Source organism: Stenotrophomonas aracearum (assembly GCF_031834615.1).
Classification (GTDB): Bacteria; Pseudomonadota; Gammaproteobacteria; order Xanthomonadales; family Xanthomonadaceae; genus Stenotrophomonas; species Stenotrophomonas aracearum.
The window spans coordinates 3,154,784-3,178,350 of sequence record NZ_CP115543.1 but is presented as its reverse complement, the minus strand read 5'-3'; the positions used below and the strand labels follow the sequence as shown (position 1 = coordinate 3,178,350).

At 68.6% G+C, this 23,567-nt stretch carries 19 protein-coding genes; 14 read left to right on the top strand and 5 right to left on the bottom strand.

Annotated features, from left to right (window positions below; all coding sequences use genetic code 11):
* Positions 1-49: 49 nt before the first annotated feature.
* The 3 genes from PDM28_RS14445 to PDM28_RS14435 are packed head-to-tail and all read left to right on the top strand — an operon-like array spanning position 50 to position 8,324.
* Positions 50-6,514, top strand: a complete 6,465-nt coding sequence (locus PDM28_RS14445) for a hybrid sensor histidine kinase/response regulator (protein WP_311182563.1) — start codon at positions 50-52, stop codon at positions 6,512-6,514.
* Positions 6,501-7,823 carry a chemotaxis protein CheB gene (locus PDM28_RS14440; RefSeq protein WP_425507606.1) on the top strand — a complete coding sequence of 441 codons (1,323 nt, stop codon included), beginning with the start codon at positions 6,501-6,503 and terminating at the stop codon, positions 7,821-7,823. The genes PDM28_RS14445 and PDM28_RS14440 overlap by 14 nt, the downstream gene beginning before the upstream one ends.
* A gap of 33 nt (positions 7,824-7,856) precedes the next feature.
* Positions 7,857-8,324, top strand: a complete 468-nt coding sequence (locus PDM28_RS14435) for a chemotaxis protein CheW (RefSeq protein WP_102945352.1) — start codon at positions 7,857-7,859, stop codon at positions 8,322-8,324.
* A gap of 31 nt (positions 8,325-8,355) precedes the next feature.
* On the opposite strand, the gene PDM28_RS14430 is transcribed toward PDM28_RS14435, so the two are convergent.
* Together PDM28_RS14430 and bioA are read right to left on the bottom strand one after the other, a co-directional pair.
* The gene (locus tag PDM28_RS14430) at positions 8,356-9,090 is read right to left on the bottom strand and encodes a 16S rRNA (uracil(1498)-N(3))-methyltransferase (RefSeq protein ID WP_311182561.1); all 735 of its coding nucleotides are present in this window, start codon (positions 9,088-9,090) and stop codon (positions 8,356-8,358) included.
* On the bottom strand, positions 9,081-10,472 hold the full coding sequence (bioA, locus tag PDM28_RS14425; RefSeq protein WP_311182560.1) for an adenosylmethionine--8-amino-7-oxononanoate transaminase: 1,392 nt from the start codon (positions 10,470-10,472) through the stop codon (positions 9,081-9,083). The genes PDM28_RS14430 and bioA overlap by 10 nt, the downstream gene beginning before the upstream one ends.
* Positions 10,473-10,534: 62 nt before the next feature.
* On the opposite strand from bioA, the gene nudE reads away from it, so the two are divergent.
* The 9 genes from nudE to PDM28_RS14380 all read left to right on the top strand — a co-directional run bounded on the left by nudE (position 10,535) and on the right by PDM28_RS14380 (position 17,445).
* A complete protein-coding gene (nudE, locus tag PDM28_RS14420) occupies positions 10,535-11,083 on the top strand; it encodes an ADP compounds hydrolase NudE (RefSeq protein ID WP_311182559.1) in 549 nt (182 codons plus the stop codon).
* On the top strand, positions 11,080-11,883 hold the full coding sequence (gene cysQ, locus PDM28_RS14415; RefSeq protein WP_102945356.1) for a 3'(2'),5'-bisphosphate nucleotidase CysQ: 804 nt from the start codon (positions 11,080-11,082) through the stop codon (positions 11,881-11,883). Before nudE ends, cysQ begins: the two co-directional genes overlap by 4 nt.
* Before the next feature lie 11 nt (positions 11,884-11,894).
* Complete coding sequence (gene mazG, locus PDM28_RS14410) at positions 11,895-12,707, top strand: nucleoside triphosphate pyrophosphohydrolase (RefSeq protein ID WP_311182558.1); 813 nt, start codon at positions 11,895-11,897, stop codon at positions 12,705-12,707.
* Positions 12,704-13,027, top strand: a complete 324-nt coding sequence (locus tag PDM28_RS14405) for a YnfA family protein (RefSeq protein ID WP_070208783.1) — start codon at positions 12,704-12,706, stop codon at positions 13,025-13,027. Before mazG ends, PDM28_RS14405 begins: the two co-directional genes overlap by 4 nt.
* Before the next feature lie 59 nt (positions 13,028-13,086).
* Positions 13,087-14,049 (top strand): SPFH domain-containing protein, encoded by a 963-nt coding sequence (locus PDM28_RS14400; protein WP_311182557.1) that lies wholly within the window; start codon positions 13,087-13,089, stop codon positions 14,047-14,049.
* Position 14,050: 1 nt separating this feature from the next.
* A complete protein-coding gene (locus PDM28_RS14395; RefSeq protein WP_311182556.1) occupies positions 14,051-14,482 on the top strand; it encodes an NfeD family protein in 432 nt (143 codons plus the stop codon).
* Positions 14,483-14,597: 115 nt separating this feature from the next.
* Positions 14,598-15,710 carry a glycine cleavage system aminomethyltransferase GcvT gene (gene gcvT, locus PDM28_RS14390; protein ID WP_311182555.1) on the top strand — a complete coding sequence of 371 codons (1,113 nt, stop codon included), beginning with the start codon at positions 14,598-14,600 and terminating at the stop codon, positions 15,708-15,710.
* A gap of 66 nt (positions 15,711-15,776) precedes the next feature.
* Positions 15,777-16,172 carry a glycine cleavage system protein GcvH gene (gene gcvH, locus PDM28_RS14385; RefSeq protein WP_102945361.1) on the top strand — a complete coding sequence of 132 codons (396 nt, stop codon included), beginning with the start codon at positions 15,777-15,779 and terminating at the stop codon, positions 16,170-16,172.
* A gap of 733 nt (positions 16,173-16,905) precedes the next feature.
* Positions 16,906-17,445 (top strand): histone, encoded by a 540-nt coding sequence (locus PDM28_RS14380; RefSeq protein WP_068853707.1) that lies wholly within the window; start codon positions 16,906-16,908, stop codon positions 17,443-17,445.
* A gap of 250 nt (positions 17,446-17,695) precedes the next feature.
* Here the strand turns inward: PDM28_RS14380 and PDM28_RS14375 are convergent, their stop codons facing one another.
* Both PDM28_RS14375 and PDM28_RS14370 read right to left on the bottom strand, forming a co-directional pair.
* Complete coding sequence (locus tag PDM28_RS14375; protein WP_311182554.1) at positions 17,696-19,087, bottom strand: serine hydrolase domain-containing protein; 1,392 nt, start codon at positions 19,085-19,087, stop codon at positions 17,696-17,698.
* Between the two features lie 141 nt (positions 19,088-19,228).
* Positions 19,229-20,809 (bottom strand): GMC family oxidoreductase, encoded by a 1,581-nt coding sequence (locus tag PDM28_RS14370; protein WP_311182553.1) that lies wholly within the window; start codon positions 20,807-20,809, stop codon positions 19,229-19,231.
* Between the two features lie 102 nt (positions 20,810-20,911).
* On the opposite strand from PDM28_RS14370, the gene PDM28_RS14365 reads away from it, so the two are divergent.
* Entirely contained in the window at positions 20,912-22,243 is a 1,332-nt protein-coding gene (locus PDM28_RS14365; RefSeq protein WP_311182552.1) for an NTP/NDP exchange transporter, read from the top strand.
* A 29-nt stretch (positions 22,244-22,272) separates the two neighbouring features.
* Positions 22,273-22,629 (top strand): DUF1304 domain-containing protein, encoded by a 357-nt coding sequence (locus PDM28_RS14360; RefSeq protein WP_070209451.1) that lies wholly within the window; start codon positions 22,273-22,275, stop codon positions 22,627-22,629.
* 462 nt (positions 22,630-23,091) lie between these two features.
* Here PDM28_RS14360 and PDM28_RS14355 read toward each other — a convergent pair whose 3' ends face one another.
* A complete protein-coding gene (locus tag PDM28_RS14355) occupies positions 23,092-23,565 on the bottom strand; it encodes a hotdog fold domain-containing protein (RefSeq protein WP_311182551.1) in 474 nt (157 codons plus the stop codon).
* Positions 23,566-23,567: the final 2 nt, after the last annotated feature.

The following is a 23,567-nucleotide window of genomic DNA, read 5'->3' as shown; positions in this document are numbered from 1 at the left end:
GCGAGAAACCACAGCACGACACGCGCGCGCCCCTGCCGGGAGACCTGGCATGAGCACGCTGCGCGATGCCATGAGCCACGCCGCACTGGGCTGGGTGAAGCCGGAGCTGGATGAGACCCTGCGCCAGGTGCGCAACGAGGTCGAGTATTACGCCGAAGACCCGGCCGACGGCAGCCGCATGCGCTTCTGCGCCGGCTACCTGCACCAGGTGCAGGGCACCCTGCGCATGGTCGAGCTGTACGCGCCGGCCATGGTGGCCGAGGAAATGGAGCAGCTGGCCAACGCCATCGGTGCGGGCGAAGTGCCCGACCGCGACGAAGCCTGCGCCACCCTGATGCGCGGCAGCGTGCTGCTGCCCGACTACCTGGAGCGCCTGCAGAACGGCCACCGCGACATTCCGATCGTGCTGCTGCCGCTGCTCAACGACATCCGTGCCGCGCGTGCGGCGCCGGGCATCAATGAAAGCGTGCTGTTCGCCTTCGCCCCGGACAGCGCCAGCGCCACCGAAGCCGAGCTGGACCACGCACGCGGCAGCCTGAGCGGCCGCAACCGCGAACTGCTCGACACCGTGGGCAATGCGGTCAAGGAAGAACTGCTGCGGATCAAGGACGCGCTGGACCTGCACCTGCGCACCGGCGGTGAGCCGGCACAGCTGCAGACCCAGGTCGACGAACTGGGCGCCGTGGCCGACACCCTGGGCATGATGGGCCTGGGCGTGGCCCGTGGCGTGGTCGTGCAGCAGCGCGACGCGCTGCGCGGCGTGGTCGACGGCGCGCAGCAGATCGACGAGACCCTGCTGCTGGATATCGCCGGTGCCCTGCTGTACGTAGACGCGTCGCTGGACGACCAGGTCGCGCACCTGGGCGCCGGTGGCAGCGGCGAGGACGACCCGAGCGCGGCCGAAGGCCGCCGCACCGTGGAGATCCTGGCGCACGAAGCGATCGCCAACTTCGCGGCGGCGCGCGAGCATTTCGTCGCCTTCATCGAAACCAACTGGAACCACCAGCAGCTGCACGAAGTGCCGCGCCTGCTTGGTGAGGTCGCCGGCGCGCTGCGCATGCTCGACCTGCCGACCCCGGCCGATTACCTGCAGGGCGTGCGCCAGTACATCTCGGTCGAGCTGATCGGCCGCCAGCGCGTGCCCAGCGGGCGCCAGCTGGACACCCTGGCCGACGCCATGGCCAGCCTGGAGTACTACCTGGAAGCCCTGCGCGAACGTCGCCAGGGACGCGAAGACATTCTCGACATCACCCGTACCAGCCTTGAAACGCTGCGCTACTGGCCGCTGCCGGACGAGAACGCCGCGCCGGCCGATGTCAGCGCCGAAGCGCTGCCGGTCGCCCCGGAGCACGTCGAACTGACGGGTTGGGATACCCCCGTGGCCGCGCCGGTCGAGGTTGCCGTGACCCCGGCCGCGCCTGCGCCGGGCGATGTGCCGTCGCCGCCGCTGCCGGACTTCACCTTCGATCCCGTGCCCGAGGTCGCTGCGGCCGCGACGGTCGAACGCGTGGCCAAGCCGGCACCGACCCTGGTGTTCGAGGCCTCCATGGCACCGGTGGCCGCCGACGCGCCGCAGTGGACGCTGCACAGCGATGCTGCCCGCATCGAAACCGCGGCCCCGACCTTCGCCAACTTCGACCCGGTCGTGGCGGAAGACAGCGAGGCAGGCCAGGCATGGGGCGTTGCGCCCGTGGAGATCGCGCCGATCGTGCTGGACGGGGTCGACACGGCCGTGTCCGACGACGACCAGCCGGCCAGCACCGGGTTCGATCCGGTCGCGGCCGAGCACGATGCACTGGAACTGAGCGACGAGCCGATCGAGTTCACCTTCGACGAGCCGCTGCACAACGCCGGCGACGTGCTGTCGCTGGAGATCGATGACGCGCCGGTGGCCGCGCAGGAGGCCGAGGGCACGCTGGACGTGCAGGCCTTGCCGAGCTTCCTGCAGGTGCAGATTGAACCCGCTGCAGAGACCCCGCTGACCGTGGACGCGCCGCTCGAGGACGTCGCCGCACCTGCCGATGAGATCATCGAGCCGGTCGCTGCCGTCGAAGACGAGCAGGGCATCGAACTGATCGAAGCGGCCGCACCCCTCGCCACCGGTGGCGTGCAGGAAGCGGTCATCAGCACGATCGAACTGGACGACGAGTCGGCCCGCTTCCTGGCCGAGCTGGACGTCGCCGCTGCGCAGTTCTCCACTACCCCGGACGTGGCGCCCGCCGCCGCCGTGGGCGACGTGGAGGCGGCCGCCGCCGCTGAAGCCGAGCTGGACACCACCATCGACGCCGGTTTCGAGGACGATGGCGAGAACATCGACCAGGACATCCGCGACGTCTTCATCGAAGAATTCGACGAAGAACTGGTCAACCTGGGCAACCTGTTGCCGGTCTGGCGCATGGCGCCGGACAACATGGACCGCCTGCGCCCGATCCGCCGCGTGTTCCACACCCTGAAGGGCAGTGGGCGCCTGGTCGGCGCGCGTACGCTCGGCGAGTTCAGCTGGAAGATCGAAGGCATGCTCAACCGCGTGCTGGATGGCAGCCGTCCGGCCTCGCCGGCGGTGGTCGCCATGGTCACCCAGGCCTACGAAGTGCTGCCGCAGCTGAATGCCGCGCTGCGCGACGGCAGCCGTGTCAGCGCCGACCTGCAGGCCATGCAGGCCATCGCCGACCGCGTGGGTGCAGGCGAAGAAACCTTCCACGTGCCGCTGCAGCGTTCGGTCCCGGTGGCCGCGCCGGTGGAAACCGTTGAAGCGGTCGAGCCGGAACTGAGCGGCACCCCGGCCAACATCGACGAAGTACTGCGCGAGATCCTGGAAGCTGAAGTGGAGGCCCACCACGCCACGTTGCAGGCCTGGTTGCAGGACGCCCAGGCGTCACCGCAGCCGGTGACCGACAGCCTGCTGCGCGCGGTGCACACCATGAACGGTGCGTTCGCGATGACCGACGTGCCGGAGATCACCGCCGTCACCGGCGGGGCGGAAACCTTCATCAAGCGGTCGCTGGCCGCCGACGCGGTCCCCGATGCCGACGGTGTCGACGCGCTCACCGCCACTGCCGCCGCGATCCGCGCCACCATGGCCGCGCTGCAGGCCGAAGCGCCGCGCATTCCGTCGCAGGCCGAACTGGCGCAGCGCCTGCAGGCGCTGGCCGCAACGCTGCCCGAAGCACGCTGGCCGGCACTGGTGGCCGAAGACGGTGCGGACCTGGACGGCGACGAGGTCGAGACGCTCGAGGTTGACCTCGACGCTGAACGCGATGCCGAAGCCGACGCGTCGCGCGACGCGCACGACGTCACCGCGCACGAGCTGGCCGCGTTCTCGGCCCAGTTCGACGAACGCGATGGCTATGCCATCGCCGACGACAGCACCGACAGCACCCTGCAGCAGGCCATCGTGGACGCCGACGACCTGACCGTCGTCGATGAACCTGCGGTTGCCGAATCCGTCGAGGTCGCCGACGCACCCGATGCGCTGGTGGTCGATGAACTGACCGGCAGCGATGACCTGTCGGCTTACTTCGACGCCGGCCTGGTTACCTCGTTCGACGCACCGGTCGCTGCGCCGTTGGAAGACGTGGCTGCCGTGGAAGCGCCGACCGCCGAGATCGTCGACCACGGCCTGGAGAGCGTGGAGCTGACCGGCGCCGACGATCTGTCGCGCTTCTATGCACAGCCCGTGCCGGCTGCGGAAGAAGCGGTCCAGGCCATCGAGCTGGAGGCAGCCGAAGCAGAAGCGCTGCACGAAACCCTCGACGCTACCGACGCGGTTGAAGAAATCGAAGTCGTGGAAGTCGCCGAGGTCAGCGACGTCGTCGAAGCCGCGACCGACAGCGTTGCCGACGAAGCGCTTGTCGACGAGCTCGAAGACGTGCTGCCGCCGGCCCCGGCCTTCGGGGACAGCGTGGAACTGCAGCAGGCGCTGGACGATGGCCTGACCATCGTCGACGGCCCCGACGCCCCGGTTTCCAGCGACGATGCACCGGTACTCAGCCTGGATGCGTCCCATCCGACCCTGGACGAAGCCGACGCGTTCGCCGAAGCGGAGGTCGAGCAGCCCTCGACCGCGCAGCCGCTGTTCGAGCTGGAAGACGCCCCGGCAACGGCCGAGGTCGACGTCCAGGCCGAAGCCGAAACCGAAGCCGAAACCGCCGCCGACGAGCTCGACGACGCCGGTTCGCTGGACTTCAGCGTGCTCGACCGCGAGCTGGTCGACATCTTCGTTGAAGAAGGCAAGGACCTGCTCGACCATTGCGATGGCCTGATCAGCGAGCTGCGCGCCGCACCGGAGGACCGCGAGGCCCTGGCCGGCCTGCAGCGCGACCTGCACACCCTGAAGGGTGGCGCACGCATGGCCGGGATCAACGCCATCGGCGACCTCGGCCACGGCATCGAGTCGCTGCTGGAAGCGGTCGCCGCCAACCGTACCGATATCGACCGCAGCGACGTGCAGCTGCTGGAGCGGGGCTTCGACCGCCTGCACCAGATGCTGACCCGCACCGGCCGCCATCGCGACGTGGCGATGCCCGACGACCTGATCGCCGCGTTCGAACAGCGCACCCTGGGCCGCGACGATGCCACCGGGACCGACTCCGTCCCGGCCGACGTCGCACCGGTGGCGATCGACACCGCCGTGGCCTCCGCGCCGCTGTCGGCGCCGGTGCCGCTGGAAGCCTCCAACGACGAGGACAGCCTGGCCCGTCCGCAGCAGGAACAGGTGCGAGTGCGCGCCGACCTGCTCGACCGCCTGGTCAACCACGCCGGTGAAGTGGCGATCTACCGCTCGCGCCTGGAACAGCAGCTCGGTGCCTTCCGCGGCGCCATGGGCGAACTGGACCGTACCAATGCGCGTCTGCGCGACCAGCTGCGCCGCCTGGACCTGGAAACCGAAGCCCAGATCGTGGCCCGCTACCAGCGCGAGCAGGAGCAGGTGGACCACAGCTTCGACCCGCTGGAACTGGACCGGTTCTCCACCCTGCAGCAGCTCAGCCGCGCGCTGAACGAATCCGCAGCCGACCTTGGCGGCCTGCAGGGCGTGCTGGACGACCTGTCGCGCCAGTACGACGTACTGCTGCAGCAGCAGTCCCGCGTCAGCTCGGAACTGCAGGACGGCCTGATGCGTGCGCGCATGGTGCCGTTCGACGGCCTGGTGCCGCGCCTGCGCCGCGTGGTGCGCCAGGCCGGCCAGGACACCGGCAAGCAGGTCCACGTGACACTGGACGGGACCCACGGCGAACTGGACCGCAACGTGCTCGACCGCATGGTCGCGCCGCTGGAACACATGCTGCGCAACTCTGTTGCGCACGGCCTGGAAACGCCGGAACAGCGCCGCGCCGCCGGCAAGCCGGAGGAAGGCGAGATCGCCATCCGCCTGCGCCGCGAAGGCTCGGAAATCGTGCTGGAAGTGGCCGATGACGGTGCCGGGCTGAACCGCGAGGCGATCCGTCGCCGCGCCGAACAGCGCGGCCTGGTCGAGCCCGACGCGGTCCTGTCCGACGCCGAACTGGACGCGATGATCTTCGCGGCCGGCTTCAGCACCGCCGACCAGGTCAGCCAGCTGGCCGGCCGTGGCGTGGGCATGGACGTGGTGCACAACGAAGTGCGCCAGCTCGGCGGCACGGTGGACATCCACTCGGTGCCGGGCAAGGGCGTCACCTTCACCCTGCGCCTGCCGCAGACCCTGGCGGTCACCCAGGCGGTGTTCGTGCAGATCGGCGACACCACTTTCGCGGTCCCGGTGGCCTCGGTCAGCGGTATCGGCCGGATCTCGCGCGAGCGTTTCGAGTCGGCCGAGGGCGGCTACCACTACGGCGGCGAAGAGTTCGTGCTGCACGACCTCGGCACGCTGGTCGGCCAGGGCCAGGCCCGTGCCGAAGGCCAGGCCCAGGTACCGCTGCTGCTGGTCCGTGCCGGTGAACTGCGCGCGGCCGTGGCGATCGATCAGGTGCTGGGCAACCGCGAAATCGTGGTCAAGCCGGTCGGCCTGCAGATCGCATCGGTGCCGGGTATCTACGGCGCCACCATCACCGGCGATGGCCGCGTGGTGGTGATCCTGGACGTCGCGCCGCTGGTGCGTCGCTACCAGGCCAACCCGCTCAAGCCGGTCGCCCCGGCCACCCAGGCCAGCGACCGCCAGGCGCCACTGGTGATGGTGGTCGACGACTCGCTGACCATGCGCAAGGTCACCGGCCGCATCCTGGAGCGCCACAACTTCGAAGTGGCCGTCGCCCGCGACGGCATCGAAGCGCTGGAGCGCCTGGAAGAACGCGTGCCCGACCTGATGCTGCTTGACATTGAAATGCCGCGCATGGATGGCTATGAACTGGCCACCGCGATGCGCGCCGATCCGCGCTACAAGGGCGTGCCGATCGTGATGATCACCTCGCGCAGCGGCGACAAGCACCGTCAACGCGCCTTCGAAATCGGTGTCCAGCGTTACCTGGGCAAGCCGTACCAGGAGCTGGACCTGATGCGAAACGTGTATGACCTGCTGGGGATCGCCCGTGCCCGCGAATGACCTGAACCCGCTGCCGCTGGTGGCACTGCTGGCACGGGTCGGGCCGGCGCGCGAGCGCCTGCGCGAAGCGCTGGCCCAGGCCGGTGCGACCGTGGTGCTGGAAGAAGACCCCAACAGCGTCGATGCTGAAACCCTCGGCGGCGTGGACGCCGGCGCGGTGCTGATCGCGCTGGAGCCGGCCGTCGAGGATGCGCTGGAGCGCCTCGACCCGGTGCTGGCGTCGCCCGAACTCACCGTGATCTTCGACGAAGCCGAACTGGCGGCGCGCCGCGAGGGCTGGGAAGCCCAGCGCTGGGCGCGCCACCTGGTGGCCAAGCTGCACGGCCACCAGGACGTGCTGCCGCCGGGCTCGGAGCAGGACGGCCTGCTGCAGCCCGAACCGGGCCTGCCGCAGACCCCGGCCGAACGGCATGCCGATGCGCCGCTGGAATTCCACGTGCGCGAGGCCTTCGACGCCGCGGCCGACGTGCCCACCGACGGCCTGTACACGCCGCCGGAGGCGTACAGCGAGCCGATGTCGCTGGAAGAAGCGCTGGCCGCGATGCAGGCGGCGCCTGCCGCAGCACCGGCCAGCGTGCCGCCGCCGGTGCCGGTGGATGCTCCTGCTGCGCCGCGCGCGCCGCTGGGCGACCACAGCAGCTGGTCGCTGGTCGACGAAGACACCGTTGCGCCGCCGGCCGTGCCGACTGCACCGGCCAGCGCGCCGCCGATCAACGACGCATTCGATACGCCGAGCCTTTCCCTGGTCGAACTGGAACCGGAGGTTGCGCCGGACGGTTCCGCGCCGGGTGCGGTGCTGGTCCTGGCCGGCATTGGCGGCCCCGACGCGCTGCGCCGCCTGCTGGCCGCGCTGCCCGCCGGGCTGGCCACGCCGGTGCTGGTCTACATGCGCCTGGACGGCGGCCGTTACGGCAACCTGGTCAAGCAGATTGCGCGGGTGTCGGCGCTGCCGGTGCTGCTGGCCGAGTCCGACCAGCCGGTACTGGCCGGCAATGCCTACATCCTGCCGGACGACGTGGGCGTGGCGGTCCGCAACCGCGGCCTGTACTTCACTGCCGATGCGCAGGGCATCCAGGTGGCCGCGCTGCCGCCGGCGCACAGCGCCGTGGTGCTGCTCAGCGGCAGCGACGTGGCCGTGCTGGACGACGTGCTGTCGCTGGCCGTGGCCGGCGCCTGGGTGGCCGGGCAGACCGGTGACGGCTGCTACGACCCGGTCGCCGCCAATGCCGTGGTCGCCGCCGGCATGGCCGCGGGCGATCCGCCGCAGCTGGCCGCCGCCATCGCCGAACGCTGGGGCGTGAGCGAGTAATCGCCGCGCCATGTCACTTTCAGGAAGCACACCATGAGCTACGCCAGCAACGACGAAATCCGCGGAGTACTGATCCAGGCCGGCCACGACCGGGTCCTGGTCCCGAACGCGACGGTGGCTGAAATGCTGGCCGCCGCCAGTGTTACCCCGGTGCCCGACACCCCGGCCTGGCTGCTCGGCCAGATCCAGTGGCAGGGCTGGGACGTCCCGCTGATGTCGTTCGCGCGCCACGCCGGGCTCGGCGAAGAGCAGGGCGTGGTCAAGAACAAAGTCGTGGTACTCAAGGCGTTGGGCGGCAATGCCAAGCGCCCGTACTTCGCGCTGGTGACGCCGAACTTCCCGCAGCTGATCTCGGTGCCGCGCGACGGCCTGCTCGCCGACGCGTCGGAAGAAGCCCTGCCGCCGGGCGTGCACATGCGCGTGCTGCTGGGCGAGCTGAGCGCGCTGCTGCCGGACCTGGACGCGCTGGAAACCGCGCTGGACGAAGCCCTGCCGGCGTAAAAACCCGGTAGAGCCACGCCCTGCGTGGCTGCTACCCCAGGTCGCCCAAGCGCGCCTGGATCGCGGCAATCGCCGCCAACCCCGCCGTCTCCGTACGCAGGATCCGCGGCCCCAGCTGCAGCCCCTGGAAACCGGCCTGCTGCAGCGCCAACCGATCGCGCGGCGACCAGCCGCCTTCCGGCCCGATCGCAATCACCACGCCGCCGGGCGCGGCCGACAATGTCGACAGCCGGTGTTCGCCCACCGGATCAAGGGTCAGCTTCAACGCCGCTGCCGGCATCGCCAGCGCGGCCTCCTGCAGGTTCTGAGGCGGCGCCACCGTGGGCACCCGGGCACGACCGGACTGGCCGCAGGCCGACACGACCACGCTGCGCCAGTGCGCCAGGCGCTTCTCCGCCCGCGCGGCATCGAGCTTCACCTCGGTGCGTTCCGCATTGACCGGCACGATCGCCTGCACCCCCAGTTCGGTGGCCTTCTGCAGGATCAGGTCCATCTTCTCGCCACGGGCGATGCCCTGCAGCAGGGTGATCGACAGCGCCGACTCGTTGTCGAGGGCCTGTGCCGAGACGATCTGTACACGCGCCTCGCGCTTGCCCGATTCCACCAGCGTGGCGCTGTAATCGTGGCCGTCGCCGTTGAAAAGCACGCAGCCTTCGCCTTCGCGCAGGCGCATCACCCGCACCAGGTGGTTGGCCACCTCTTCGGGCAACGACACGGTCTGGCCCACGGCCAGCGGGAGATCGACGTAGGAACGGGTCACGCGCATGCAACAGCTTCCTCGATGGCAGCCAGGGTGGTCTGGGCCAGCAGGTCCAGGTGTTCGTCCTCCACGCAGTAGGGAGGCATCCAGTACAGCACGTTGCCGAGCGGGCGCAGCACCACGCCGCGTCGCAGCGCTGCGTTGTAGGCGCGCAGCCCGACCCGCGCTTCGGCAGGGAAGGGCGTGCGCCTGTCGCCGTTGCGGGTCAGCTCGAACGCTACGACCATGCCGGCCTGGCGCACGTCGGCGACCTGCGGGTGATCGGTGAACGGCGCGGCCAGCCGGCGCATCACCTCGGCGGTGCTGCGGTTGCGCGCGATCACGTCCTCGCTGGCGAAGATGTCCAGTGTCGCCAGCGCGGCCGCGCAGGCCAGCGGGTTGCCGGTGTAGCTGTGCGAGTGCAGGAACGCACGCTCGCGGCTGTCGTCCAGGAACGCGTCGTACAGCGCCTGGGTGGCCAGCACCGCGGCGAGCGGCAGGAAGCCCCCGGTGAGGCCCTTGGACAGGCACAGCAGGTCCGGCATCACCCCGGCCTGTTCGCAGGCGAACAGGGTGCCGGTGCGGCCGAAGCCGGTGGCGATCTCGTCGGCGATCAGGAACGCACCATTGGCGTCGCACAGTTCGCGCGCACGCTTCAGGTACACCGGGTCGTGCATGCGCATGCCCCCGGCGCACTGCAGGCGCGGCTCCAGGATCACCGCGCAGATCTCGCCGGGGTGCTGGTCGAACAGGTCGGCCAGGCGATCGGCAGCCTCGTGCGCGCGCTGCGCCGCGCTCTGCCCGGGTTCGGCCAGGTATGCGTCCGGCGAGGGCGCGAACAGCGCCTCGGTCAGCAGCGGCGCGTACACGCGGCGGTACAGCGGGATGTCGCCCACCGACAACGCCCCCAGGGTTTCGCCGTGGTAGCCGTTCTCCAGCGCCACGAAGCGGGTGCGGTGCAGTTCGCCGCGGTTGCGGAAGTAGTGGAAGGCCATCTTCAGCGCGACCTCGACCCCGGCCGAGCCATTGTCGGCGTAGAACACCTTGGACAACGGCGCGCGTCCGGCCTGGCGCGGCGCGATCGCCAGCAGCCGTTCGGCCAGCTGCACCGCCGGTTCATGGCTGAAGCCGGCCAGCATTACCTGTTCCAGCTGGGTGGCCTGGCGCGCGATGGCCGCGCCGATGCGCGGTTCGGCGTGGCCGAACAGGTTGGTCCACCAGCTGCTCACCGCGTCCAGGTAACGATGCCCGTCGTGATCGATCAACCACGGGCCTTCACCCCGTGCAATCGGCACCAGCGGCAAGGTGTCGGGGTGTTCGCGCATCTGCGTGCACGGGTGCCACAGCACGGCCAGGTCGCGTTGCCGCCACTGGTCGGCCAGCGTGAGGGGGGCTGGGTCTGCTAGCATTTCGGGCTCATGGACACGTTTTCACCTGCCTGCATTCTATCGATCTCCAAGAGCCAGTTCGCATGACCCGTCCGCTGCCCACCATCCACCAGATCACGGACGAGGAAAGCGGCCCGTTCCAGCGCCAGCACCTGGACCTGGAGTTCTCCAACGGCGAACGCCGCCGTTTCGAACGCCTGGTCAGCCGCGGCCATGGGGCGGTGGTGGTGGTGCCGATGCTGGACGACGAGACCGTGTTGCTGGTGCGTGAATACGCTGCCGGCGTGCACCGCTACGAGCTGGGCCTGGTCAAGGGCCGCATCGACGCCGGCGAAACCCCGGAGCAGGCCGCCGACCGCGAACTGAAGGAAGAAGCCGGCTACGGCGCGCGGCGGGTCGACGTGCTGCGCGCGATGACCCTGGCCCCGACCTACATGAGCCACCTGTCGTACCTGGTGGTGGCGCGCGACCTGTACCCGGAGCGCCTGGTCGGCGACGAACCCGAAGAGCTGGAAGTGGTGCCGTGGAAACTGGCCGAACTGGACCAGCTGATGCTGCGCGAGGACTTCTCCGAAGGCCGCTCGCTGGCCGCGCTGTTCATCGCCCGGCAGTGGCTGGAACGCAGGGAATGATCAAACTCACCACCGCGTTGCGCGAAACGGTGATCGCCATCGCCCAGGACGCCGCCGCGGCGATCCGCGAGGTGTATGCCAGTCCGTTCGACGTGGAGATCAAGTCCGACCGCAGCCCGGTGACCGCGGCCGACCTGGCCGCCAACCAGGTGATCCTGCGTGGCCTTGGACAGCTGACCCCGGACCTGCCGATCCTCTCCGAGGAATCGGCGCAGGTGCCGTGGGAAGTGCGCCGCCACTGGGGCGCCTACTGGCTGGTCGATCCGCTCGACGGCACCCGCGAGTTCGTCAAGCGCAACGACGAGTTCAGCGTCAACATCGCGCTGATCTACCAGGGCGCGCCCGCATTCGGCGTGGTCCTGGCGCCGGTCAGCGGCGTCGCCTGGCACGCCATGCGTGGCGAACTGGCCTACCGCCGCGACGGCCTGCACGACTCGGTGCTGCGCACCCGCACCCCGGCGCTGCCGCCGCTGCAGGTCGCCGCCAGCCGCTCGCACCGCAGCGAACAGACCCAAGCGCTGCTGGACCGCATGGGCGAGATCGAGGTGGTCGCGCAGGGCTCATCGCTGAAATTCTGCCGGCTCGCCGAAGGCACCCTGGACGTCTACCCGCGGCTGGGCCCGACCGCCGAGTGGGACACCGCCGCCGGCCAGTGCGTGCTGCATGCCGCCGGCGGTGCGGTGCTCTCGGCCGCCACCGGCAAGCCGTTCCGCTACAACCGCCGCGAAACCCTGTTGAACGGCGACTTCATCGCCCTGGGCGACACCCGCCTGCCGTGGCGCACCTGGCTTCCCGACTGACCGGAGCACCGATGTCCGCACCTGCCGAACTGGACCGCCTGCTGGGCATCATGGCGCGCCTGCGCGATCCGCGCGACGGTTGCCCATGGGACCTGCAGCAGGATTTCGCCAGCATTGCCCCGTACACCATCGAAGAAGCCTACGAAGTGGCCGACGCGATCGACCGCGGCGATATGGACGATCTCTGCGACGAACTGGGCGACCTGCTGCTGCAGGTGGTGTTCCATGCGCAGATGGCCAGCGAGCAGGGCGCGTTCGGGTTCGCCGAGGTGGCCCGCGCGATCAGCGACAAGATGACCCGCCGGCACCCGCACGTGTTTGCGCAGGTGCAGGTCGATGGTGCCGAAGACGTCAACACCAACTGGGAAGCGATCAAGCGCGCCGAACGTGCCGCCAAGGGCGACGCCGACCACTCCGCGCTGGCCGGGATCTCGCGCGGGCTGCCCGAATGGCAGCGTGCGGTGAAGCTGCAGGCGCGCGCGGCGCGGGTCGGTTTCGACTGGCCGGGCCCGGCGCCGGTGCTGGACAAGGTGCGCGAGGAACTGGATGAAGTGGCCGCCGAATTCGCGCGCGGCCCGGTCGAGGACAACCAGGCCCGGCTGCAGGAGGAACTGGGCGACCTGCTGTTCGTCTGCGCCAACCTGGCCCGTCACGCGAAGGTGGACGTCGGCGCGGCGCTGCGCCACGCCAACCACAAGTTCGAACGCCGCTTCCGCGCGATGGAAGCGCAGGCCGCCGCCAACGGCCAGGCCATGGCCGAGCTCGACCTGCAGGCGCAGGAACAGCTGTGGGAGCAGGCCAAGGCCGGCGAAGCGGCCTCGTGAACACGTTCCTGCTGTTCGTGCTGACCGCCGTGGCCGAGATCGTCGGCTGCTACCTGCCCTGGCTGTGGCTGCGACGCGATGGCAGCGCGTGGCTGCTGCTGCCGGCGGCCGCCAGCCTGGCCCTGTTCGCCTGGCTGCTGACCCTGCACCCAGCCGCCAGCGGGCGCGTGTACGCCGCCTATGGGGGTGTCTACATTGGCACCGCGCTGGCCTGGCTGTGGGTGGTGGACGGGATCCGGCCCAGCCGCTGGGATCTGCTCGGGGTCGGGCTGTGCCTGGCCGGCATGGCGGTGATCATGTTCGCGCCGCGCGCAACCTAGGCAAGCGGGGGCCACGATCGGCGGTATATTCGGGGTTACGTCCGGGAAAGGAGTACCCCATGTTTCCAACCGTGTTTTTCTCGCTGATCCTCGCCTTCGTGGCCGTGGTGATCCTGTTCAAGGCCGTGCGCATGGTCCCGCAGGGTTACGAGTGGACGGTCGAGCGCTTCGGCCGCTACACCCACACCATGACCCCCGGCCTGCACTTCCTGATCCCGATCGTGTACGGGGTCGGCCGCAAGGTGAACATGATGGAGCAGGTGCTGGACGTGCCCAGCCAGGAAGTCATCACCAAGGACAACGCCGCGGTGCGCGTGGACGGCGTGGTGTTCTTCCAGGTGCTGGACGCGTCCAAGGCCGCCTACGAGGTCGCCAACCTGGAAGTGGCGATGATTGCGCTGGTGCAGACCAACATCCGTACCGTGATCGGCTCGATGGACCTGGACGAATCGCTGAGCCAGCGTGAGGTGATCAACGCCCAGCTGCTGAGCGTGGTCGACCATGCCACCAATCCGTGGGGGGTGAAGGTCAACCGCATCGAGATCCGCGACATCCAGCCGCCGCGCGACTTGCTCGACGCGATGGCCCGGCAGATGAAGGCCGAGCGTGAAAAGCGCGCGCAGATCCTCGAAGCCGAAGGCTCGCGCCAGTCCGAGATCCTGCGCGCCGATGGCGAGAAGCAGGCCGCCGTGCTGGAGGCCGAAGGGCGCAAGGAAGCCGCGTTCCGCGACGCCGAAGCGCGCGAGCGCCTGGCCGAAGCAGAAGCCAAGGCCACCCAGGTGGTGTCCGAGGCGATCGCCAGTGGCGACGTGCAGGCCATCAACTACTTCATCGCGCAGAAGTACGTGGAAGCGTTCAAGGAACTGGCGACCTCGCCGAACCAGAAGCTGGTGCTGATGCCGATGGAAGCCAGCGGCGTGATCGGCTCCATCGCCGGCGTGGCGGAACTGGCCAAGGAAGCGTTCGCCAGGCAGGAAGAAAAGAAGACCACCCGCGCGGTGCCGCCGCGCATCGGAGGCTGAGATGCGCTGGGAAGTGGTCGCGTGGGGGGCACTGGCGCTGGTGCTGTTCGCCGCCGAGGCCCTGGCGCCGGGCGCGTTCATGCTCTGGATCGGGATCGGCGCGGCGGCCGTGTTCGTGCTGGTGGCCGTGTTCGCCGACATCCCGCTGCTGTGGCAGGTGGTGGCGTTCGTGCTGCTCAGCGTGGTCTCGATCCAGTGCTACCGGCAGTGGGGGCGCACGCGTGCGCGCGAGACCGACGCGCCGTTGTTGAACCGGCGCGCCGAGCAGCTGATCGGGCGGGTGGTGGCGCTGGACCAGCCGATCGTGGCCGGCGTTGGCCGCGCCAAGGTCGATGATGCGTTCTGGATGGTGGCCGGCCCCGACCTGCCCGCCGGCACTCCGGTGCGGGTGGTAGCCGTGGACGGCATGACGTTGAAAGTGCAGCAGGTCTGATCCGGTAGAGCCACGCCCAGTGGCTGCGCGTCAGCATTGCGCACCGCCGCAGGCGTTGACGGGGCGGTTCTGGGATAATGAAGGCCGGTTTTTTTCGATCCCCCGGATTGTGGTCATGACCCAGAAAACGCTTCTCAACGATACCCACCGCGCGCTCGGCGCCAAGATGGTCGATTTCGGCGGTTGGGACATGCCCATCCACTACGGCTCGCAGCTGGACGAGCACCACCTGGTGCGTGCCGACGCCGGCATGTTCGACGTCAGCCACATGACCGTGGTCGACCTGCGCGGCGAGAAGGTGCGTGCGTTCCTGCGCCGCCTGCTGGCCAACTCGGTGGACAAGCTCAAGGTCCCGGGCAAGGCGCTGTACTCGTGCATGCTCAATGCGCAGGGCGGGGTGATCGACGACCTGATCGTCTATTACCTGGGTGAGGACTTCTTCCGCATGGTGGTCAATGCCTCCACCCGCGAGAAGGACCTGGCCTGGATCCGCAAACAGGCTGCGGCCTTCGACGTGGCGGTCACCGAGCGCGAAGACCTGGCGATCATCGCCGTGCAGGGCCCGACCGCGCGCGAGAAGGTGATCGGCCTGGTTGCCGAGAGCGACCGCGCCGCGCTGCAGAAGCTGGGCCGCTTCGCCGCGCTCGAGGCCACTGCAACCAGCGGCGCGCCGCTGTTCGTCGCGCGCACCGGGTATACCGGCGAGGACGGTTTCGAGATCCTGGTCGCACAGGACCAGGTGGTCGCGTTCTGGAATGCACTGGCCGGCGCCGGCGTACGTCCTGCCGGTCTGGGCGCGCGCGACACGCTGCGCCTGGAAGCCGGCATGAATCTGTATGGCCAGGACATGGACGAGGCGATCAGCCCGTTCGAAGCCGCGCTGGCCTGGACGGTGGCGCTGGACGAAGGCCGCGACTTCATCGGCCGCGACGTGCTCGAAGCGCAGAAGGCCGCCGGCGACGCGCGCCAGATGATCGGCCTGGTGATGGACGAGAAGGGCGTGCTGCGCCACGGCCAGGCAGTGAACACCGCCAGCGGCAGCGGCGAGATCCTGTCCGGTACATTCTCGCCGACCCTCGGCAAGGGCATCGCCTTCGCACGTGTGCCGGCCGGCGAACTCGGCCAGGTGCACGTGGACATCCGCGGCCGGCAGGTGCCGGTGCGCGTGGTCAAGTTCCCGTTCGTACGCGAAGGCCAGGCGCAGCCCGGCGTTCTCGGCGAAGGCTGAGCTGCGTTCCATCCGGTTACACTACCCGCGTTTTCCTGACCCCCTGTAAATCTTCGGAGCAGTCCCATGAGCGAGATCCCCGGCGACCTCAAATTCCTCAAGTCCCACGAGTGGGCGCGCGTTGAAGGCAACGGCCGCGTCACCGTCGGCATTTCCGACCATGCCCAGGGCCTGCTCGGCGACCTGGTCTACGTCGAGCTTCCCGAAGTCGGCGCCGATGCCAAGGCCGGCGAGCAGATCGCGGTGGTCGAGTCGGTCAAGGCTGCCTCGGACGTGTACAGCCCGGTCTCCGGCAAGGTGGTCGAGGTCAACAGCGCCCTGGCCGACAAGCCGGAAACCATCAACGAAGACGCCTACGGCGACGGCTGGATGTTCGTGGTCGAGCTGTCCAACAAGGACGAGTTGAACGACCTGCTGGAACCGGACGACTACGCCGAAGGCCTGGACGACGAGGACAACTGATCCGCGTCTTCCCGGAACAGAAACGGCCGCCTGGTGCGGCCGTTTTTTTTTGGCCGATGCACGTAACCGGCAAGAAGGCGGTGCCCGGTGGCCGCCAAAAGTTTGCGCAGTTGCGCGAATCCGGACGCAAAAAGCGTTGCCGGATGTGAAAAGTTTTCGCCCCCGTTTTGGCGCCGTGCGGGAAGCGCTTGCGCGTTCGATGGCATCCGCGTCGCGGCGTGGCGTTGGCGCGTGCTGCATGCAGGGCGTTGAAGCGAAAGTGCTTCTTTTAAGTGTTTTTCTTTCAACGCATTGACGAAGATCCTGACGCGCGCGTCGGTTCGAGTCGGTTCGACACGGTCCCGACGGGCGCCTGCAGAGGGTGGCGCGCGGGCGCGTCGGCCCCCCGCCATGTGAAATTTTTTCGCGGGGGTTGTTGACAGTCAAAAAAAGCGTGATTAGGTTTCGCCTCAGCAGACCTTGCCTGCGAAACGAGCCAACCGAATCGACATCCAGTCGCGAAGCACAACCAGAACATCCACCGCGCGTCCGAGGACGGTGGAGTCGGGTTCGCTTCCTCCGGTGAAATGCAAGGTCACCCCCACCTTCGATACCTGCCTGGCAGTTCCTGGTCGGTATCCCCGTATCCGTCACGACGCGCATGACGCGACGGCGGTCCCCGCAACGCTGTAATGGCGGGTTTGTTTTACCTGGGCGTTTCAACTCCATAGATCACTGACGAGGAGCCAATCCCATGGCAACCAAGAAAGCTGCGAAGAAAAAGCCGGCCGCCAAAAAGGCCGTAAAGAAGGTCGCCAAGAAGGCGGCTGCCAAGAAGGCCGTGAAGAAGGTAGCCAAGAAGGCGGCTGCCAAGAAGACGGTAAAGAAGGCAGCCAAGAAGGCGACTGCCCGCAAGGCAGTGAAGAAGACGGCAAAGAAGGCGGTCCGCAAGGTCGCCAAGAAGGCCGCCGCCAAGAAGACCGCCAAGAAGGCAGTGAAGAAGACCGCCAAGAAGGCCGTCCGCAAGGTAGCCAAGAAGGCGGCTGCCAAGAAGACCGCCAAGAAGGCCGTCCGCAAGGTAGCCAAGAAGGCCGCTGCCAAGAAGACCGCCAAAAAGGCCGTCCGCAAGGTCGCCAAGAAGGCCACCGCCAAGAAGGCCACCGCGCGCAAGCCGGCCGCCAAGAAGGCTTCGGCCAAGAAGGCAGTGAAGAAGGTCGCCAAGCGCAAGCCGGCGGTCCGCAAGAAGAAGGCTGCACCGGTCGCCCTGCCGGCAACCCCGGCACCGCTGATCTGATCGATTCCCGATAGCCGTACCTGAAACTCCTTCCCGGCAGCCCAGCGGGAGGGAGTTTTTTTTTGCGCGGCAAAAAAAATCCCTCCCGCGAGGGATCAACGAACGTTGATCCCGATAGGTAGCGCCGGCCGCTGGCCGGCCCAGGCGGTGTCAGGAACCGGCCACCGGCCGGCACCAGCGGCAATGAAGCGTGCACCAAAAAAAAAAGCGGCCCGTAGGCCGCTTTTCAGCATCCATCATCCGGATCGCCTTACCGCGGCGAAGCCACCGCCCGATCCGAAGACACACCCTTCCGCTTGCCGGGGCTGCTGTCTTCCGTCATCAGGTTGTCGCTGCCGAAGTCCGTATCCACGTCCAGCCAACGCTGCGCGGGCAGGCCCATGGCCGCATCGAGCACGGTCGGCAGCAGGCCGCTGGGCAGGCTGCTTTCGCCGTTCCACATGATGGCGATGCCGAGGTCGCGCTCGGGGACCAGCGCGACCAGGCCGCGATAGCCCTGCACGGCACCGGCATGGAAGATCACTTCATGCCCGGCGTAATCGAAGTTGCGCCACCCCAGCGCGTAACCTGCCGAGTGCAGGCGTTCGCGGCGCCAGCCCGAACGCATTTCGCCGGGGGTGTTGATCAGGGTCGAATGCAGGGTGGCCAGCAGTGGCGCCGGCAGCACGTCGGGGCGGTGACCGGTGTGGGCGAGCAGCCACTGCGCCATGTCGCTGGCGCTGGCATTGACGCCCGCGGCAGGCGCCAGGCGGTAGTAGGTGGGCTTGGGGGTCAGCGACACCCAGCCATTGCGGCTGCGCACGTGCGGACGCGCCCAGCGCGAGCTGGCCTGGATGCCGGCCAGGCCCAGGCTGGCATCGTCCATGCCCAGCGGCTTGAACAGGCGGCGTTCCACCGACTGCTCGTAGAAGCTGCCGGAGGCGGCGTACACGACGTCGCCGATCAGGCTGAAGGCCACGTTCTGGTACGCGTAGCAGTCGCCCGGCTGGCACTTGAGCGAGGTCGAGGCGAGCTTGTGGGTGAGCGTGTAGTACTCGGCGTTGGCTTCCACGTCGCGGTCGTAGGCGTTGTACGGCAGGCCGACGCGATGGCTGAGCAGGTCGGCCACGGTCAGCTTGTCGGTCGCCTCTGGCGTGCTCAGCTGGAAGCCGGGCACGTAGTCGGTGACCTTGCTGTCCCAGCGCAGGGTGCCGTCGTTGACCAGCAGGCCGGCCATGGTGCCGGCGAAGGCCTTGGACAGCGACGCCAGGCGGAACACGGTGTGCGCGTCGACCATCTGCGGGTTGTTGACGTCGGTAACGCCATAGCCGCGCGCGCTGAGCACGCGGCCGCCCTGCACGATCGCCACCGCCATGCCGGGCACGCGCTCACCATAGGTGAGCTGCTGGGCCATGGATTCGATGTTGGCCACGTTGAAGCCGGCGGCCGGTGGCAGCACGGTCGGGGTGGTCGAGGTGGCCCGGTAGGCGGCGGGCTGGGTATGCGCGATGGCAGGCGCGGCGCTGTTTTCAATGTTGACCGGGAAGGCGGCCGGGGCCGCACTCGGGGTCTGGGCGGTGGACGACATGGCGATGGGCATGAGCATGCCCAGCAAACCGGTGGCCGCCGAACGGATCGGACGGCGCCTGCTGTTTTCTTTCATCGTGTAAGGCCTGTGCGCAGCTGCTTGGGCCGATTCTAGCGCCGCTTTTCGTGATTGCACAAATTGAGCGAAGATGAATGCGTATCGCATTGAAAAGGCCCGGTTTTTGCAGGGGAAGAATGGCCGCATGTGAGGGCCTGTTCAGGTGTCGCGCAGCCAGGCGGCGGCGCGCTCGGCAATCATGATCGTGGGCGCGTTGGTGTTGCCGCTGACGAGGGTGGGCATGACCGAGGCGTCGACCACGCGCAGCCCGCGCACGCCGTGCACGCGCAGCTGGGGGTCGACCACGGCATCGGCGTACTGGCCCATCGCGCAGGTACCGACCGGGTGGTAGATGGTTTCGGCCTTGGCGCGGATGAAGGCGTCCAGCGCGGCGTCGTCCAGGTCGGTGCGCGCGGGAAAGATCGGTGCGCTGCGCCAGCGGTCGAAGGCCGGCTGGGCGAGGATCTGCTGCGACATGCGCACGCAGTGCCGCATCATCGCGAGGTCGTGGCCGTCGGCATCGCCCAAATAGTTGGGTTCGATCCTGGGGGGCGAAGTGGGGTCGCCATCGCGCAGGTGGATGCGGCCGCGGCTGCGCGGGTGCAGCGCGCAGGCATGCAGGGTGTAGCCGTCGCCGGGCAGGCGGTGGCGGCCGTGGTCGTCGAGCATGGCGGGCACGAAGTGGAACTGCACGTCGGCACCGGCGTCGGGGGCGAGCGGCGAGCGGGCGAAGCCGCCGGCTTCGGCGATGTTGCTGGTGCCGGCGCCACGATGCCCGCGCAGGAAGTAGTCGAAGGCGATGCGGGCCTGGTTGCTGCGGTCGTAGCTGACCCCGGGATGGGTGTGCACGAGGGTGCAGATGTCGAGGTGGTCCTGCAGGTTGCCGCCGACACCGGGCAGGTCGGCGCGGGTGCTGATGCCGTGCGCGCGCAGCTGGCGATGGGGACCGATGCCGGACAGCATGAGCAGGTGTGGCGAGTGGATCGCACCGGCGCTCAGGATGACCTCGCGCGCGGCCAGTGCGTGCCGGTGCGCGCCATGCTGGTGGAAGTACACCCCGGTGGCGGTGTCGCCCTGGAAGCTCAGTGCGCGCGCCCGTGCGCCGGTCAGCACGGTGAGGTTGCGGCGGCCGCGCGCGGGGCGCAGGTAGGCGGTGGCGCTGGAGCAGCGTGCACCGTCGCGCTGGGTAACCTGGTAGAGGCCGACACCGGCTTGGCTTGCGCCGTTGAAGTCGGGGTTGCGGGCGTGGCCGGCTTCGACGGCGGCGTTGATGAAGGCGTCGGACAGGGGATTGTGGTGGCGCAGGTCGGCGACGGAGAGCGGCCCGGCGTCGCCATGCCATTCGCTGGCCCCGCGGCTGTTGGCTTCGCTGTGCAGGAACCAGGGCAGCACCTGTGCCCATTCCCAGCCGGAGGCACCGGCGGCGGCCCAGCGGTCGTAGTCGGCGGGCACGCCGCGCACGTAGCACATGGCGTTGATGGCGCTGGAGCCGCCGAGCACCTTGCCGCGCGGCCACCACAGGCGGCGCCCGTCGAGGGCGGGCTGTGGTTCGGTGTACAGGTTCCAGTTGATGCTGCGGTTGTTGACCAGGCGGGCGAGGCCGGCGGGCATGTGGATGAAGGGGTTGCGGTCGCGCGGGCCGGCTTCGAGCAGCAGGACGCGACAGTGCGGGTCGGCGCTGAGCCGGTTGGCCAGGACGCAGCCGGCCGATCCGGCGCCGATGATGATGTAGTCGTACATGCCCGCTCCCCAACGGTGATCGGGCCAGCATAAGGCACCACTGGCGATGTTGCGGTGCATCGTTTACCGTGCGCGCTTTATCGCCCGGAATGCGCACGCGCCATGACCGCCGTACCTTCGACCGCGCCGACCGGCCTGCGCGCGGCGCTGCGCCAGTCGCCGCCGCTGCTGTGGGCGTGCGTGTACTTCTTCTGCCTGCTCAGCGGGTATTACGTGCTGCGCCCGGTGCGGGAGGCGATGGCGGCGTCGGCGGACCTGCAGGCGGTGTTCCCGCCGGCGTTGATCGGGTGGTTCGCGGGGCGCGGGATCGCGCTGCAGGACTTCGTGCTGCAGGTGCTGTTCACGGGGGTGTTCGTGATCATGGTGATCCTGCAGCCGCTGTACGGGGCGCTGGTGAGCCGTTATCCGCGCCGGGTGTTCCTGCCGCTGGTGTACGGGTTCTTCATTGCGACGCTGCTGGGGTTCTACGTGCTGTTCGACAGCGGGGTGCCGGGGCGGGGGATGCTGTTCTTCTTCTGGGCGGCGGTGTTCAACCTGTTCGCGGTGGCGGTGTTCTGGAGCTTCATGGCGGACGTGTTCTCGAACGTGCAGGCGCGGGCGTTCTACGGGTACATCGGGGCGGCGGGGACGATCGGGGCATTCCTGGGGCCGACGCTGACGTCGACGCTGGTGCAGCGGGTGGGGATCGCGAACCTGATGCTGGTGTCGGCGGGGTTCCTGTGCATCTGCCTGTTCTGCATCTGGCGGCTGCGCCTGTGGGCGGTGGCGCGCGAGCGGGAGCAGCAGTTGGTGTCGGGGGAGACGCCGATGGGCGGGGGCGTGCTGGATGGGCTGAGGCTGATCGCGCGTGAGCCGCTGCTGCGCTGGCTGGCGGTGATGGTGGTGTTCGGGGTGGGGATCGGGACGCTGCTGTACAACGAGCAGGCGTCGATCGTGCGGCGGTTGTATACGGATGCGGCGGCAAGCACGGCGTTCTATTCGCGGATCGATCTGGCGATCAATGCGCTGACGCTGGTGCTGCAGCTGGGGGTGACGCGCTGGTTGTTGTCGCGGTTCGGGATCGCGCCGGCGCTGTTGATTCCGGGCTTTGCGATCATTGCGGGGTTTTCGGTGCTGGCGGCGTCGCCGCTGCCGGTGATGGTGGCGATCGTGCAGGTGCTGACGCGGGCGAGTGAGTTTTCGCTGGCGAAGCCGGCGCGGGAGACGATCTTCACGCGGGTGGACCGGCAGTGGCGCTACAAGGCGGGCGCGGCGATCGACACGGTGGTGTACCGAGCGGGCGACCTGACGTTCGCGTGGGTACACAAGGGGCTGTCGGTGTTCGGTTCGAGTGCGGTGTTCGCGGGCGGGCTGGTGGTGGCGGGGATCATGACGACGGCGGCGTTCGGGCTGCTGCGCGAAGAAAAGAAGCTGCCGGCGGAGCGGCCGGAGTAAGCTGTTTCCAACTTGTTCGAGGTGTGCGCATGTACTGGACCGCTGTAATCCTGACCCTGGTGGTCGCGCTGTTGCACGTGTACTTCCTGGTGTTGGAGATGTTCCTGTGGACGCGCCCGCTGGGGCTGAAGACGTTCCGCAACACGCCGGAGAAGGCGGAGCTGACGCGGGTACTGGCGGCCAACCAGGGGCTGTACAACGGCTTCCTGGCGGCAGGCCTGTTCTGGGGCCTGTTCGATCACCTGCCGATGCTGGTGAACTTCATGCTGGGCTGCGTGATCGTGGCGGGCTGCTACGGGGCGTACAGCGTCAACCGGCGGATCTTCTTCATCCAGGCAGTGCCGGCGATCCTCGCCGTGATCGCCTGGCAATTCGTGCCTGCATGATTGCATGTCGTACGTCCACACCATCCCGGATTGCACACCGTCCGTAGAGCCGGGCTCTGCCCGACTGCTGTTGGATTCAGGCGAACAGCAGCCGTCTGCATGGTTTCCCTGGTCAGGGCCGTCGGGTGCGGGTTTGTGGGGGACGCCGTAAATACATCCATGTAGGCTCATCGCCGCATCCATGCGGCTCGTGCCCCCTCAAACCCACCCCCGCCGACCCTCCGATAGTGGGCAGGTGAGTCATCCAAAGGCGGTAGAGCCGGGCTCTGCCCGGCTGCTCTTCCTCACCGCACACGACCCTGTATGGGGGCGGCCGCCGGGTAGCCCCCGGAGGGACGCTAGAAAACATGGATGTTTTCTAGCAGCCTACATGGACGTATTCACGGCGTGTCCCGGAGCGGGGCTGCCCGGCGGCCGCCCCTGCACGTAGCACTGAAGCGCTGCTTTGAGCGGAACAGGCAATCAACCACGCTTCACCGGCGACACCCACATCTCGATCTTCGCTTCAAACACAGCAGTGCCGCCGTCATCGCTGACGACAACCTTCACCGGCAGCCCATACCCCGCCGCCGCCGAGACAATCGGAATCTCCGGCACCGCCACCGCGTGCTGGGTTCCCACCGCCTTGGCGAGGTACTTCACTTCCATCCCTTTCGGGATCCAGCGCATGCCGCGTGGCAGCGAGGCGTCGACCATCAGGCCGGCGGTGAGTTCGGCCAGGTTGCACAGGGCGATCGCGTGCACGGTGCCGATGTGGTTGGTGACCTTGCGCCGGTGGGCGATGCGGCCTTCGCAGCGGCCGGGTTCGAGGCGGGTGATGCGCGGGGCGATGCTGGCGAAGTAAGGGGCTTTGAAGCAGACCGCGCGGGAGAACAGCCACTGGCCGGCCGGCCAGCGTTGCATGCGGTGGTAGAGGGTCAACAGGGGTGCGGTCATGG

Bases quoted from the DNA above. Each gene is read 5' to 3' on its own strand.
- PDM28_RS14445 (WP_311182563.1), top strand. From the start codon at position 50: ATGAGCACGCTGCGCGATGCCATGAGCCACGCCGCACTGGGCTGGGTG.
- PDM28_RS14435 (WP_102945352.1), top strand. From the start codon at position 7,857: ATGAGCTACGCCAGCAACGACGAAATCCGCGGAGTACTGATCCAGGCC.
- PDM28_RS14430 (WP_311182561.1), bottom strand. From the start codon at position 9,090: ATGCGCGTGACCCGTTCCTACGTCGATCTCCCGCTGGCCGTGGGCCAG.
- bioA (WP_311182560.1), bottom strand. From the start codon at position 10,472: ATGCTAGCAGACCCAGCCCCCCTCACGCTGGCCGACCAGTGGCGGCAA.
- nudE (WP_311182559.1), top strand. From the start codon at position 10,535: ATGACCCGTCCGCTGCCCACCATCCACCAGATCACGGACGAGGAAAGC.
- cysQ (WP_102945356.1), top strand. From the start codon at position 11,080: ATGATCAAACTCACCACCGCGTTGCGCGAAACGGTGATCGCCATCGCC.
- mazG (WP_311182558.1), top strand. From the start codon at position 11,895: ATGTCCGCACCTGCCGAACTGGACCGCCTGCTGGGCATCATGGCGCGC.
- PDM28_RS14400 (WP_311182557.1), top strand. From the start codon at position 13,087: ATGTTTCCAACCGTGTTTTTCTCGCTGATCCTCGCCTTCGTGGCCGTG.
- PDM28_RS14395 (WP_311182556.1), top strand. From the start codon at position 14,051: ATGCGCTGGGAAGTGGTCGCGTGGGGGGCACTGGCGCTGGTGCTGTTC.
- gcvT (WP_311182555.1), top strand. From the start codon at position 14,598: ATGACCCAGAAAACGCTTCTCAACGATACCCACCGCGCGCTCGGCGCC.
- gcvH (WP_102945361.1), top strand. From the start codon at position 15,777: ATGAGCGAGATCCCCGGCGACCTCAAATTCCTCAAGTCCCACGAGTGG.
- PDM28_RS14380 (WP_068853707.1), top strand. From the start codon at position 16,906: ATGGCAACCAAGAAAGCTGCGAAGAAAAAGCCGGCCGCCAAAAAGGCC.
- PDM28_RS14375 (WP_311182554.1), bottom strand. From the start codon at position 19,087: ATGAAAGAAAACAGCAGGCGCCGTCCGATCCGTTCGGCGGCCACCGGT.
- PDM28_RS14370 (WP_311182553.1), bottom strand. From the start codon at position 20,809: ATGTACGACTACATCATCATCGGCGCCGGATCGGCCGGCTGCGTCCTG.
- PDM28_RS14365 (WP_311182552.1), top strand. From the start codon at position 20,912: ATGACCGCCGTACCTTCGACCGCGCCGACCGGCCTGCGCGCGGCGCTG.
- PDM28_RS14360 (WP_070209451.1), top strand. From the start codon at position 22,273: ATGTACTGGACCGCTGTAATCCTGACCCTGGTGGTCGCGCTGTTGCAC.
- PDM28_RS14355 (WP_311182551.1), bottom strand. From the start codon at position 23,565: ATGACCGCACCCCTGTTGACCCTCTACCACCGCATGCAACGCTGGCCG.